At 64.9% G+C, this 12,189-nt stretch carries 13 protein-coding genes; 12 read left to right on the forward strand and 1 reads right to left on the reverse strand.

The annotated features are described in order from the left end of the window. Window positions 1-91: 91 nt before the first annotated feature. The 5 genes from HWQ56_RS11240 (at window position 92) to HWQ56_RS11260 (ending at window position 4,871) form a co-directional block, all read left to right on the forward strand. Entirely contained in the window at window positions 92-1,114 is a 1,023-nt protein-coding gene (locus HWQ56_RS11240) for an alpha/beta hydrolase (RefSeq protein ID WP_176570519.1), read from the forward strand. A 38-nt stretch (window positions 1,115-1,152) separates the two neighbouring features. Continuing rightward, a complete protein-coding gene (locus tag HWQ56_RS11245; RefSeq protein ID WP_176570520.1) occupies window positions 1,153-1,866 on the forward strand; it encodes a carboxymuconolactone decarboxylase family protein in 714 nt (237 codons plus the stop codon). A 191-nt stretch (window positions 1,867-2,057) separates the two neighbouring features. Then, entirely contained in the window at window positions 2,058-2,507 is a 450-nt protein-coding gene (locus HWQ56_RS11250) for a (R)-mandelonitrile lyase (protein WP_425331959.1), read from the forward strand. Next, window positions 2,504-3,307, forward strand: a complete 804-nt coding sequence (locus tag HWQ56_RS11255) for a carboxymuconolactone decarboxylase family protein (protein ID WP_176570522.1) — start codon at window positions 2,504-2,506, stop codon at window positions 3,305-3,307. Before HWQ56_RS11250 ends, HWQ56_RS11255 begins: the two co-directional genes overlap by 4 nt. A 289-nt stretch (window positions 3,308-3,596) precedes the next feature. Next, on the forward strand, window positions 3,597-4,871 hold the full coding sequence (locus HWQ56_RS11260; RefSeq protein WP_158153771.1) for a serine/threonine transporter: 1,275 nt from the start codon (window positions 3,597-3,599) through the stop codon (window positions 4,869-4,871). Window positions 4,872-4,886: 15 nt separating this feature from the next. Here the strand turns inward: HWQ56_RS11260 and HWQ56_RS11265 are convergent, their stop codons facing one another. Further along, window positions 4,887-5,963: a GlxA family transcriptional regulator gene (locus HWQ56_RS11265; protein WP_176570523.1), complete on the reverse strand. Its 1,077-nt coding sequence runs from the start codon at window positions 5,961-5,963 to the stop codon at window positions 4,887-4,889. Window positions 5,964-6,178: 215 nt separating this feature from the next. On the opposite strand from HWQ56_RS11265, the gene HWQ56_RS11270 reads away from it, so the two are divergent. The 7 genes from HWQ56_RS11270 (at window position 6,179) to HWQ56_RS11300 (ending at window position 12,185) form a co-directional block, all read left to right on the forward strand. Then, window positions 6,179-6,895: an XRE family transcriptional regulator gene (locus HWQ56_RS11270; protein WP_158158063.1), complete on the forward strand. Its 717-nt coding sequence runs from the start codon at window positions 6,179-6,181 to the stop codon at window positions 6,893-6,895. 146 nt (window positions 6,896-7,041) lie between these two features. Beyond that, complete coding sequence (locus HWQ56_RS11275) at window positions 7,042-7,548, forward strand: Csu type fimbrial protein (protein ID WP_158158064.1); 507 nt, start codon at window positions 7,042-7,044, stop codon at window positions 7,546-7,548. Between the two features lie 142 nt (window positions 7,549-7,690). Then, window positions 7,691-8,416, forward strand: coding sequence for a fimbrial biogenesis chaperone (locus tag HWQ56_RS11280; RefSeq protein ID WP_176570524.1), 726 nt, complete (start codon window positions 7,691-7,693; stop codon window positions 8,414-8,416). Beyond that, complete coding sequence (locus HWQ56_RS11285) at window positions 8,413-10,701, forward strand: fimbria/pilus outer membrane usher protein (protein ID WP_176570525.1); 2,289 nt, start codon at window positions 8,413-8,415, stop codon at window positions 10,699-10,701. Before HWQ56_RS11280 ends, HWQ56_RS11285 begins: the two co-directional genes overlap by 4 nt. A gap of 11 nt (window positions 10,702-10,712) precedes the next feature. Beyond that, a complete protein-coding gene (locus HWQ56_RS11290; protein WP_176570526.1) occupies window positions 10,713-11,153 on the forward strand; it encodes a spore coat protein U domain-containing protein in 441 nt (146 codons plus the stop codon). Window positions 11,154-11,170: 17 nt separating this feature from the next. Next, window positions 11,171-11,674: a nucleoside 2-deoxyribosyltransferase gene (locus tag HWQ56_RS11295; RefSeq protein WP_158158069.1), complete on the forward strand. Its 504-nt coding sequence runs from the start codon at window positions 11,171-11,173 to the stop codon at window positions 11,672-11,674. Window positions 11,675-11,687: 13 nt separating this feature from the next. Continuing rightward, on the forward strand, window positions 11,688-12,185 hold the full coding sequence (locus tag HWQ56_RS11300; RefSeq protein WP_158158070.1) for a hypothetical protein: 498 nt from the start codon (window positions 11,688-11,690) through the stop codon (window positions 12,183-12,185). Window positions 12,186-12,189 lie beyond the last annotated feature (4 nt).

A 12,189-nucleotide genomic window follows, 5' to 3' on the forward strand; every position in this document is an offset into this window, starting at 1 on the left:
TTATAGGTTCATCAAGTTTTCCCCGGCTAGTGAGCGGTAGTTCGTCAACGTACAGTTGAGTCATTCTCTGCACAAAGGCGAATTACCCTCCATGCCGCTCATCAGATCATCGATGCTCACCGCTGCAATCCTCGCGTCTCTGTCCCCCGTTGCCCAGGCACAAGCGCCCACCACCGTTGCCCAGGGGGTCAATGTGATCGGCGCTGAAAAAGTCGTGTTCCGCAACGGAGCCGTAAACATGGCCGGTAACCTTTACCTGCCTGATGACTACGACAGCGCCAAGCGCTACCCGGCCATCGTGGTTGCCCACCCTTGGGGCGGTGTCAAAGAGCAGACCGCAGGCCTTTACGCCCAGCAGTTAGCGCACAAGGGCTTCGTGACCCTGGCGTTCGACGCGTCCCATTACGGCGAAAGCGGCGGTGAGCCGCGGGACCTTGAGAGCCCGGCTGATCGTGTAGCCGACATCCGTAGCGCCGTGGGCTACCTGGCCAGTTTGAAACAGGTTGACCCCAATCGTATCGGCGCCGTCGGCATCTGCGCTGGCGGCGGCTACACCCTCAACGAGGCCCAGACGGATTTGCGGGTCAAGGCAGTGGCAGGGGTGGTGACCTATGACATTGGCGATGCGACGCGCACTGGCATCCAGGGCATGCCCGTGACTGCTGCTGATCGTCAGACACTGCTGAAGACCGTCGATGCCCAGTTGAACAAAGAAGCGGCAGGGGCGCCCGTCCTTGTGCAGCCGTTGCTGCCTCCCCGTGACACGCTGACAGCAGCTTCACCCAGCTTTCTGCGCGAAGCGACCGACTACTACCTGACGCCACGGGGTGCCCACCCCAACGCTCACAACCGATTCGTGGTCACCAGCCCCGGTTTGCACATGGGCTACTACCCGCTGGAACACATGGAGCTGATCGCACCGCGCCCCGTGTTGTTGATTGCCGGCGAGCGCGCCGAGACTCTCACGTTCAGCCAGGCAGCCTTCGCCAAGGCGCAGCAGCCCAAGGAGTTGTATGTCATTCCAGGGGCCTCGCATTTCGATCTTTACGACAAGACTCAGTACGTCACGCCTGCTGTTGCCAAGCTTGCGGGCTTCTTCGCCCAGGCTCTGTGACGTTTTCCTCTGTATTTCACTGACTCAAGGTACCGACCATGGATAACCCATCTTTCGTTGCCCAGCCTTCGCTGGACGATATTGAAGCCGTCGCACCCGCCCTCAAGCATTTCACCCAGACCGTCGTGCAGGGCCAGTTGTGGACCAACCCCGACCTGAACGACCGTGACCGTAGCCTGGTGACACTGGCCGCCGCCGTTGCCCGCAACCACCTGGTGCAATTGCAGCCGGCCTTGGAACAGGCGCTGACTCATGGCGTAAAGCCGGCTGAAATTTCCGAGCTGATCACCCACCTGGCGTTTTACTCGGGGTGGGGCAACGCCATGGCCGCCGTGTTGCCCGCCAAGGCAGTGTTCGAGCGCCACAGCGTGGCGGCTGCCGATTTGCCGGGCGTGGCGTGCGAGCGCCTGCCGCTGGACGAGGAGAGCGAGCGCCAGCGCGCCACCGCCGTACAGGGCAACTTTGGTCATGTGGCCCCCGGCGTGGTGAAGAACACCACGGATTGCCTGTTTCTGGACCTGTGGTTGCGTCCGGATCTGGCCCCGCGGGACCGCAGCCTGGTGACGGTGACGGCATTGGTGTGCGCCGGGCAGGTGGCCCAGGTGACCTACCACTTGAACCGGGCGATGGACAACGGCCTGACGCAGCCGCAGGCGGCGGAAATGCTCACGCAGCTGGCGTTCCATGCCGGCTGGCCGAACGTTTTCTCGGCCATGCCGGTCTTCAAGGATGTGTTCGCCAGCCGTAGCTGACTTTATTCAGTGGAAGGCAACAGAAGCCGCTGGCCGATCGCAGGTATTGATGAGCTCGGTTCATCGCTTCGTTGAACAGACGGTGGGTACTCATTGCGGGTTCCCTCGGCTAACGTCCGATCAGGCTTGTTTGGAAGGTCCCCACCAAGGAGTGATTGATGAGAGCACTGGCGATACTGGTAACCACCCTGATGTCCTGCACCGCGGTCCTGGCCGCGCAGGTGCCCGGCGAGAAGGCAATGAGCATCGTCAGAAATGGCGAGCAGCCGTCCATCATGGGCGCGCCTGGCAACTTTGTCGGCAATGCCCGTATCGATCCGCTGATCGCACCGCGCGCACCTTCCACGGTGTCGGCAGGGGCGGTCACCTTCCAGCCGGGTGCCCGTTCCGTCTGGCACACCCATCCACTGGGCCAGACCCTGGTGGTCACCGCTGGTACTGGCTGGATCCAGCAGGAAGGCGGGGAGAAACAGGTGATCAAGCCCGGTGACGTCATTTGGACGCCGCCGGGCGTCAAGCATTGGCATGGGGCCACCGCCACCACCGGAATGACCCACATCGCTATCCAGGAGTCGCGTGACGGCAAGAATGTCGAATGGCTGGAGCCGGTCACTGACGTGCAATACGAGGCTTCGCGATGACAGTGCTCAAAACGGCTGTCGCTTCGTTTTCCGTGCTATTGGCCGCCTGTGCAGGCCATGACAAGGCTGCCAGCCAGGCGCCCGCGGTGCCCAGCCTCGAGGACGTGCGTGCGGTGTCGCCGGCACTGGCCCGCAACACCGAATCGTTGCTGCTGGGGGAGGTGTGGAAGCGACCCGGCTTGTCACCCCGGGACCGTAGCCTGGTCACCGTGGCGGTCCTGATTGCTCGCAACCAGACGGTCGAAATGGCCTACCACTTCAACCTTGCGCTGGACAACGGCGTCACACCGGCTGAACTGTCAGAGACCATCAACCACCTGGCGTTCTACAGCGGATGGGGCAGTGCCACTGGCACGATCTTGATCGCCAAGGACGTCTTTGCCAGGCGCCACATTGGCGCAGAGCAACTGGCCCCGGTGTCACCGTCGCTGCTGCCCATCGACCAGGCCTCGGAGCAGGTGCGCACCGCCTATGTCGACAGGGTCGTGGGGCCGGTTTCCCCAGGGCTGGTGCACTACACCAGCGCGGCGCTGTTTCACGACCTGTGGCTGCGACCAGGCCTGGCGCCGCGTGATCGCAGCCTGATTACGGTGAGTGCGTTGATCGCCACTGGCCAGGTGGCACAGCTGGGCGCGCACTTGAACCGCGCCATGGACAACGGCCTGACCCAGGCGCAGGCCTCGGAGATGCTGACCCAATTGGCGTTTTATGCGGGGTGGCCGAATGTGTTCACGGCGGTGCCGGTGGTTAGCGATGTCTTTGCCGCTCGGCAGAAGGCTGCGTCGAACACGTTGCAATGAGGCCACGCTCGATGAAGCAAGGCTCACGACTTCATTCTGAATAGCCACCGCACGCCGTTTGAAATGGCGTTCCAGCATCAACGGTGCGATAAGTCCTGAAAACCTACGGCTGCGGCAAATCACCACACCGAAAATACCTCTCATTCACCACCGTTGCTCAGCTAACCCTTTGCTTCTCAAGCACAATCCCGGACAATCGCCCCCCCTTTTATGGCCGGGGCGCTGCCTGCTTCATGTTTCATCCCGTCTCGGCCACGTATGAATAACCGGCAAGCGGAGATTCGACCGGATGAATGAACAGGCCAATAGCCTCGACCAGACCTTTGACGCGGCGCCACAAGCGACGCTCACAGGTTGGAACCGTCACGACACTACCTGGATGCTGGGCCTGTTCGGCACAGCCATCGGCGCCGGCACGTTGTTCTTGCCCATCAACGCCGGCCTGGGCGGTTTCTGGCCCCTGCTGATCCTGGCCTTGCTGGCCTTCCCGATGACCTTCTACGCGCACCGTGGCCTGACCCGCTTCGTGCTGTCGGGCCGCGAAGGCGCGGACATCACCGAGGTGGTGGAGGAGCACTTCGGCGCCAAGGCCGGGGCGCTGATCACGTTGCTGTACTTCTTCGCCATCTTCCCCATCCTGCTGATCTACAGTGTTGCCTTGACCAACACCGTGGGCAGCTTCATCGAACACCAACTGCACCTGCAACCACCGCCCCGGGCGCTGCTGGCGCTGGTGCTGATCGTCGGCCTGCTGGGCGTGGTGCGCTGTGGTGAGCGGGTGATCGTCAAGGCCATGAGCCTGATGGTGTACCCCTTCATCGTCGCGCTGCTGCTGTTGGCACTGTTCCTGGTACCGCACTGGACCGGTGGCATCCTGACCACCGCCAGCAATGTGCCTGAGCCTTCGGCGTTCCTGCATACCCTGTGGCTGGCGATTCCGGTGATGGTGTTCTCGTTCAACCACTCGCCGATCATCTCGGCCTTCGCGGTGGACCAGAAGCGTCGCTATGGCGCCAATGCCGAGAAACGCAGCTCGCAGATCCTGGCCCGTGCCCACGGTTTGATGGTGGTGATGGTGCTGTTCTTCGTGTTCAGCTGCGTGTTGACCCTGTCGCCTGAGCAACTGGCCGAAGCCAAGGCGCAGAACCTGTCGATCCTGTCGTACCTGGCCAACCACTTCAGCAACCCGACCATCGCCTTCGCGGCGCCGCTGATTGCTTTCGTGGCCATCGCCAAATCGTTCCTGGGCCACTACATCGGTGCCAGCGAGGGCCTCAAGGGCCTGATCGTCAAGAGCGGCAAGCGCCCGGCCGCCAAGACCATGGACCGCCTGGTCGCCGCGTTCATGCTGGTGGTGTGCTGGTTGGTAGCGACCCTGAACCCGAGCATCCTGGGCATGATCGAAACCCTGGGCGGCCCGGTGATCGCCGCCATCCTGTTCCTGATGCCGATGTACGCCGTGCGCCGGGTGCCGGCCATGCGCGTCTACGCGGGCAAACTGTCCAACGTGTTCGTGGTGGTCGTCGGCCTGGTGGCCATTTCGGCGCTGGTCTATACACTCTAAGGCCGCTGCCGGCTTCTAGCTCGCAGCAGCCAGTTGCGCCAACCACCCCGGCTGGCGCAGCCCATCGAACAACCTTCCATAATCCGCGTGCAGCCGCCCTGGCAGCCGCGTGCGCCGGTAATCGCCGGGGGCCACGCCCAGGTACCGGCGAAAGGTGCGGGCCAGTTGCTGGCCGTCGCCCAGGCCGCCACGCCGGCCAATCTTGTCCACCGGCAGGTCGCTGGCCAGCAATGCCTGGCGCGCCATTTCCACCCGCAGCACCAGCAATAGCCCGTGGGGCGAGCAACCGCAGTCCTGGCGCAGCAGCCGGCGCAGGCTGCGCTCGCTGGTATGCAGGTACGCGGCGGCCTGGCCCACGGTCAGCGTCTGGTCCAGGCGTTGCAACCACCAGCGGCACAGGCGCAGCGCTGGGCCGTTGGGGCGTGGGGCGGTATGAGACAGGCCGGTGGGCGGGCAGGGCTGGCCGCGCACGGCGGCACAATGGTCGCGCAGCAACAGCAGGGCCATGTCGCTGGCGCTCATGCGTTCACTGGTGGTGTAGAACGGCCCGTCTATCCGCAGGCGGCCGCTTTCATGCACATGGGTCTCGGGAAAACGCACGGCCAACAGGGTGGTCAGCGCGCTGTGGGTCGTGACCTGGCGGCCGCGCAGCAATTGCGCCGCAGCCAGCCAGAACACGCCCGCGCCCAGTGCCACGACCCGCCGTGCCCGGGGCTGTACCTGGCGTAGCCAATGCACCAGCGGCGGGTGCTCGGCGGTGAGGGCCTGGGCCGGCCCATGCGCAATGATCAGGGTATCCACCCCCAAGGGCTGGGCCAGGTCCAGGGCGTGTGTCTGCACGCTGACCCATGGCATGCCCGGCGAGCGCAACGGCCTGCCATCGAGCGAATACACCCGTGTGCTCAACCGGGCGCCCTGGCGCAGTTGGCAACACGGCGCCTGGTCCAGTGCGTGAAGGGTTTCCAGCAGCTTGATCACATCGCCGACGTAGCATCCCGGGTAGCTGAGGATGGCGATGTCGCGCGCCGGGTGGGCGGGCGCCTGGGGAACTACGGTGCGAATGGCGCCTGATTCCAAGGGCCCTGAAAACACTACACCATGCACCTGTAAGCCCCGCCACCCACGAAAAAAAGAATCAAGCCTGCGTCCGCGGTGCCGTTAATACCCTCGGCGCCAGTGCCAGCACCATCGCACTTTGCAGCGAGAAACAGGATATTGACGCACCGTCAAAACTTAGACGTCAAAATATAGTCATTTGGCTGTACAGGGTCAAGCCCTAAAGCTAGACAGGTCGAGAGTTCAACAGCATGAAGACAGAACAAGCAGCCGCTGCCGCTGGCGCCCAGGGTGCCAACGGTTTGACAGGCACGGGCGCTGAAACCTTTGCCCTGGAAGGCTTGGGTCAGCGAATCGCCGATGTAGCGGATGGGCTAGGTGGCAAGCGCAACCTGGCGCGCCGCTCGGGTGTGCACGAAACCCAGCTGTACAAGTACATTCGGGGCGCCAGTGCCCCCAGCCTGGGCGTGTGCCTGGCGATCGCCCGTGCAGGTGGGGTGTCGCTGGACTGGCTGGTATCAGGCGAAGGTTCAGCGCAGCCATCGGCGCCCGGCATCACCTGGGTGCAGCGTTACCCCGCTGAGGTCTGCCCGATGCAATTGCCATGGCCTGGCAGTGTGGCCGCCATTGAACCTCTGCCGCTCAACCCCGTCGAACTGCAACAGCGCGGCCTGGCCGAGCACAGCCTGGTAGCCGTGCAGGTACCGCGTGGCCAGGGAGGCGCGCCGCTGGAGGAGGGCGGCACGGTGCTCATCGACCGCGCCGCGCCGGGACTGGCGGGCGATGGCCTGTACCTTGTGGAGCTGGGCGCTACCCTGCGGGTGCAGCGCCTGCAATTCCAGGTGGACGGCTCGCTGACGCTGCTGGCCATCAACCCACGGTTTCGCGACCTGCACCTGCCGGTGAAACGGCTGGGCGAATTGAGCGTGATCGGCCGGGTGCTCTGGTTCTGTAGCTGGCAGGGCTGAACTGGCCGGATATGCAACGCTTGTGGCCGGATCTGCAACGGTATGGCCGCCCTAGCGAATGCCGGCCCACGTAAGCTGTAAAAGGTCACCCGGCGGCATTCAGACCCTGGGGGCCCACACTTACCAGCGCTTTCGCAGGAACCTCTATGTCCACTCGCAACCTGTTCAAGGCCGGGGCCTTTGCCCTGATCGGCCTGGGCGTCGCTTTGTCCGGCAACGCCAATGCATCTACCGCCACCGCTAACATGAGCGTCAGCGCCACCGTCGTCGCCACTTGCTCGGTGTCGGCCGGCTCCATGGCGTTTGGCTCCTACTCGGGCGCCGCCGTCACTTCCAGCGCTGACCTGTCGGTGACCTGCACCAACGACGCGCCCTATACCATCGCCCTAGGCGCAGGCAGCGGCACCGATGCCACCACGTCGGCACGCCTGCTGACCAACGCATCGGACAGTACTTCCACCCTGAGTTACGGCCTGTACCAGGACAGCAGCTACGCCACCACCTGGGGCGATACCACCGGCACCGACACCCTGGCCGGCACCGGTACCGGGGCGGCGCAGACCGTTACCGTGTATGGCAAAGTGGCGGCCGACCAGCTGACGGCCAGCACCGGCAGTTACTCGGACACCGTGGTCGTCACCGTCAACTACTGACCCGCCGCCATCTCCCTGAGGGACCGGGCGCAGTTCGGGAAACCAGCATCGTGATCGCGCGGTGCTGGGGCCCGTGAGCTGCGCCCGCTTTCACAGGGGGGTGAAACAGCTGTTCACGCCTACCTTTCGCAGAGCCTCCTTCATGCACCTTGCCACACGCCTTTACCGCGCCTGTGCACTGGCCGGCCTGTGCGCGCTCGCGCCGCAGGCCCATGCCCAGGCACTGGAGATCATGCCTATCGCCCAGGCCCTGGAGGCTGGCCAGCGCAGCGCCAGCTTCACCCTGACCAACCGCGCTGACCACGACACCCAAGTGCAGGTACGCAGCTTTCAATGGACCCAGGCCAATAACACCGACGTGCTGGACAAGACCCAGGCCCTGCTGGTCAGCCCGCCGTTCGCCCGTATCGCACCGGGGCAGTCGCAGACCATCCGGCTGCTGCTGCGCCAGGTACCGGGCGGCACTGAGCAAGCGTACCGGGTAGTGTTCGACCAGTTGCCCGACGCTGACCCTACCAAGGTCGCGCTGGCGTTCCGCCTGACGGTGCCGGTATTCGCCAGCGACGCCCCGCGGGCCAACGCCGATGTGCAATGGCGGGCGGTGCTTGAGCATGGGCAGGGGTATGTGTTGGCCCATAATGCCGGCCAGGCCCACGCGCCGCTGGCCAACCTGACCCTGGTGGACGTTGGGGGCCACGCCCTGAAGCTCAGCCGCCCGGCGCTGCCTTACCTGCTGGTCGGCCAGGACGGCCGCTGGTTGATCCATGCCTCGGCCCAGGTGCTGCACGCGGGCGACCGCCTGCACCTGACCACCACTGGCCGCGGCACCGCGATGGACAGCTGGTTGACCCTTGAACCCAGCCCTTGAGCACGTTGGTCTACCGGTACCTGCTGTTGACACTGGTCATGGCCAGCCCCCTCACGGCAGACGCCGATCCTCTGCTGCTGGAGGTCATCGTCAATGGCCAACTGCGCGCGTCTGCCCAGGAAGTGGAAGAACAGCAGGGCCGCCTGCTGGTACCCGCCGAGCAACTGCCGGCCCTGGGCATTCGCCAGCCCGGCGACGGCAGCGGTGACGTGGACCTTGCCAGCCTGGCTGGCGGCCACTGCCGTTTCGACCGTGCCCGCCAGCGCATTTCGCTGCAATTGCCCGATGCCGACCTGATTCCCCAGCCACTGCGCCACGACCCGCCGCGCCCCAAAGGCGCTGGCCTCAAAAGCGACTGGGCCAGCGTGCTCAATTACGACACCCAATACACCCGCGCTGACGGCCAGGGCACGGCCAGTACCCTGGCCAGCCTGCGCCTGCTGGGCGGCCCCGGGGTATTCGAGACCAGCAGCCTGCAGACCCGCAGCAGCACCCTGGACAGCACCGTGCGCCTGGACACCACCTGGAGCCGCGCCGACCTTGAGCACCTGCGCAGCTGGAAAATCGGCGATTTCGTCAGTGGCGGGTTCAGCTGGACCCGCCCCGTGCGATTGGCGGGCGTGCAGGTGGCCAGCAACTTCGGCCTGCGCCCGGACCTCGTCACCTACCCGCGGCCGGGTATCAGCTCCAGCGTGGCGGTGCCGTCCTCGGTGGACATTTACGTCAACGGCCTGCACCAATTGTCCGGGCAGGTGCAGCCCGGCCCCTTCGAAGCCAGCCAGATCCCGGTGGCCAGCGGCAGTGGTGACATCGCCGTGGTGGTCAAGGATGCCAGTGGGCGGCAGACCACCCAGACCCTGCCGTTCTACACCAGTAGCCTGTTGCTGAGCCCAGGCCTGGATTCGCTGTCGCTGGAAGCCGGCAGTGTGCGCAAGCACTACGCCAGCCAGTCGGCCGATTACGCCCAGGGCGCGGTGTCGTTGAGCTGGCGCCACGGCGCCAGCGACCGCCTGACCTGGGAAACCCATGCCGAGGCCAGTGATACCTTGGCCATGGGCGGGGCGGGCGCCGACTGGTTGCTGGGCCAGGTCGGGGTGTTGAACCTGTCGTTGGCGGCCAGTCAGTATCAAGGCCAGGCGGGGCGGCAATACGGCATCGGCTTCAGCCATGCCAGCCGGGTGTTCAACGCCGGCTTCAGCCTGCTGCGCGCCGACCACGGGTTCAACGACCTGGCCTCGGCCAACGGCGACGATCGCCCGGGCAACAGCCTGCGGGCCAACCTCGGCTGGTCGCTGCCGGGGCTGGGCTCATTGGGCGTGGTGTTCACCCGCAAGCGGGTGAATCTCTACGACGACTATGCCCTGACCTCCACTAGCGTGCAGACCACCGTCCTGTCGGTGAGCTGGTCGCGGCCGCTGGCGTGGGGGGCCTACGGCTCGATCACCGCGTTGCATGACTACACCGGCACCACCGGCAACGGGCTGTTCATCGGGTTGTCGATGCCCTTCGGTGAAGGCGCCACCCTCAGTGCCAGCAGCAATCAGAGCGCTGGCGCCAGCTACCAGACCGTGCAAGCCGAACGCCCGGCCGTGGAGCGCGGCGACCTGGGTTGGCGGGTATCCCACGCGGAGGGCGATTTGAACCGCGATGACCTGGCACTGAACGACAAGACGCCTTCTGGCCTGGTAGGGGCCGAAACCGAGCGTACCGACAGCGGCACCGACTGGCGTGTCAGTGCCCAGGGGGCCGTGACATTATTGGGTGGGCACCTGTTTGCCTCCAATACCATTGATGACGCCTTTGCCCTGGTCGATACCGATGGCCTGGCCAATGTCAGGGTGCGCCAGGAGAACCGCGACCTGGGCCGCACCGACCGCAACGGGCTGCTGTTCGTCGATGAACTGCGCGCCTATCAGGACAATCACCTGTCCATCGACCCCGGCGACGTGCCCCTGGACGTGCAACTGGGCACCGACCAACTGCACCTGGTACCCGGCGATCGCAGTGCCGTGCGCGCCCACTTCGCCATCCAGCGCAGCCACAGCGCGACCTTGCACCTGGTCGACACCCGCCACCATGCCCTGCCGGTTGGGGCCACCGCGACGCTGGTGGACAGCGGCGAGCAGACCATGCTCGGTTACGACGGCGAAGCCTTTTTCCAACAGCTGGGCCCCCATGACCAGGTACGCGTGGAGGCCAAGGGCCGCCCGGCCTGTACCGTTCACTTCGACTACCACGCCGAGCCGGGGGCTATTCCCGACATCGGCCCGCTTGTCTGCCACTAGAGGGTTTTCCCATGCGCTATCTGTTGTTCTGGCTGTTGATGCCCCTGAGTCACGGCGCTCTCGCGCAGAGCTGTACCTTGGCTGCCACACCACTGATGTTCGGCACCGTGGCCGGTGTGGCGGGCCAGGTTCACAGCAGCACGGCCTCCGTCACCGTGACCTGCGAGGCCGGTGCCAGTGCCGCCACGGTCAGCTACAGCCTGTACCTGGACGATGACGGTGGCCTTAGCCATGACTTGCGCAACGGCAGCGGCACAGCTCAGTATCAACTCTATACGGCGGCCGGCCAGCAGCCGGTGCTGGGCAGCCAGGCCTTTGCCAGCGACAGCTACACCCTGGCCGCCCATGCCAGTATTTCCCGTACCTATACCTTGTATGCGCGCATGCAGCCCGGCCGCGACGGCGCGCCGGGCGTGTACCAGGCCATGAGCGCGATCCGGTTGGTGTACTGATGTTCAGGAGACAATGGATGACCCCGCACACGCGTGTGTACCTGGCCGGTTTCGATGTGTTTCGCCGTGATGCCGTAGCCCACGGCCACTACCTCAAGTCCCTGTGCGCCGAGCAGGGGCTGGAGGGGCTGTACCCTTTCGACAACGAGGTGCCGGCAGACCTGGCAGGGTTGGCTGCCGCTCGGCTGATTTGTGCGCAGAACATCGCCATGATCCGCCGCTGCGACGCGGTGCTGGCTAACCTCAATGTATTTCGCGGCCAGGAGCCGGACTCCGGCACGGCCTTTGAAGTCGGCCTGGCGGTGGCCCTGGGCAAGCCCGTATGGGCCTATTTCGAGCCCGACCACAGCCTGCGCCAACAGGTGGCCCATGACCCCCAGGGCTATGACGCCCAAGGGTTCGCGGTGGAAGATTTCAACCTGCCGCGCAATTTGATGTTGGCAGCGAGCTGGGCAGGGTACAGTGCGACGGTCGAACAGGCGGTCGGCGATCTGCGCCGACACCTGGCCTCGGCACCTTGAGGAGTAGAAGGCCATGGACCAAGTCCAGCAACTGGGCGAGATGCTCAAGCACTATGCCCAGAGTGAAGAGCACAAGAAGCAGCAGTTTGAAGCTCAGTGCAGCCATTGGAGCGTGAGCATCAACGGCCTGTTCGAGCGCATCGAGCAGTGGCTGCAACCGCTGCGTGACGCCGGGCTGGTTGAATTGGCTCGCGAGCCATACCTGGCCACCAGCGCCAGCTTCCCGGCGCCGGTATCGCCCTTCGCCAGCCACAAGCTGGTCATCACCCTGGCGTTGCGCACCGTGGAATTCGTGCCCGAGGCCATGGGCGCCAAGGGCCAGATCAGCCTGGCGGTGATGGGCCTGACCTCGGACCGCTATGGCAGCATCAGTGTCGTCTGCACGCCGCCTGCCGAGGATTGGCTGTGGCGCAAGGAGCGCGGTGTCAAGGACCCGGAAGTGCACCCACTGACGGCGGATTTCCTGGCGCTTCAGTTGCAGGCCCTGATCCCCCGTCAGCATCGGGAGTAAGCCG

This window comes from Pseudomonas eucalypticola (genome assembly GCF_013374995.1).
In the GTDB taxonomy this organism is placed as follows: Bacteria; Pseudomonadota; Gammaproteobacteria; order Pseudomonadales; family Pseudomonadaceae; genus Aquipseudomonas; species Aquipseudomonas eucalypticola.

What these genes read in the sequence shown, in the direction of transcription:
- HWQ56_RS11250 (WP_425331959.1), top strand. Translation starts at nt 2,058, where the DNA reads ATGTCCTGCACCGCGGTCCTGGCCGCGCAGGTGCCCGGCGAGAAGGCA.
- HWQ56_RS11245 (WP_176570520.1), top strand. Translation starts at nt 1,153, where the DNA reads ATGGATAACCCATCTTTCGTTGCCCAGCCTTCGCTGGACGATATTGAA.
- HWQ56_RS11260 (WP_158153771.1), top strand. Translation starts at nt 3,597, where the DNA reads ATGAATGAACAGGCCAATAGCCTCGACCAGACCTTTGACGCGGCGCCA.
- HWQ56_RS11300 (WP_158158070.1), top strand. Translation starts at nt 11,688, where the DNA reads ATGGACCAAGTCCAGCAACTGGGCGAGATGCTCAAGCACTATGCCCAG.
- HWQ56_RS11275 (WP_158158064.1), top strand. Translation starts at nt 7,042, where the DNA reads ATGTCCACTCGCAACCTGTTCAAGGCCGGGGCCTTTGCCCTGATCGGC.
- HWQ56_RS11270 (WP_158158063.1), top strand. Translation starts at nt 6,179, where the DNA reads ATGAAGACAGAACAAGCAGCCGCTGCCGCTGGCGCCCAGGGTGCCAAC.
- HWQ56_RS11295 (WP_158158069.1), top strand. Translation starts at nt 11,171, where the DNA reads ATGACCCCGCACACGCGTGTGTACCTGGCCGGTTTCGATGTGTTTCGC.
- HWQ56_RS11280 (WP_176570524.1), top strand. Translation starts at nt 7,691, where the DNA reads ATGCACCTTGCCACACGCCTTTACCGCGCCTGTGCACTGGCCGGCCTG.
- HWQ56_RS11240 (WP_176570519.1), top strand. Translation starts at nt 92, where the DNA reads ATGCCGCTCATCAGATCATCGATGCTCACCGCTGCAATCCTCGCGTCT.
- HWQ56_RS11255 (WP_176570522.1), top strand. Translation starts at nt 2,504, where the DNA reads ATGACAGTGCTCAAAACGGCTGTCGCTTCGTTTTCCGTGCTATTGGCC.
- HWQ56_RS11290 (WP_176570526.1), top strand. Translation starts at nt 10,713, where the DNA reads ATGCGCTATCTGTTGTTCTGGCTGTTGATGCCCCTGAGTCACGGCGCT.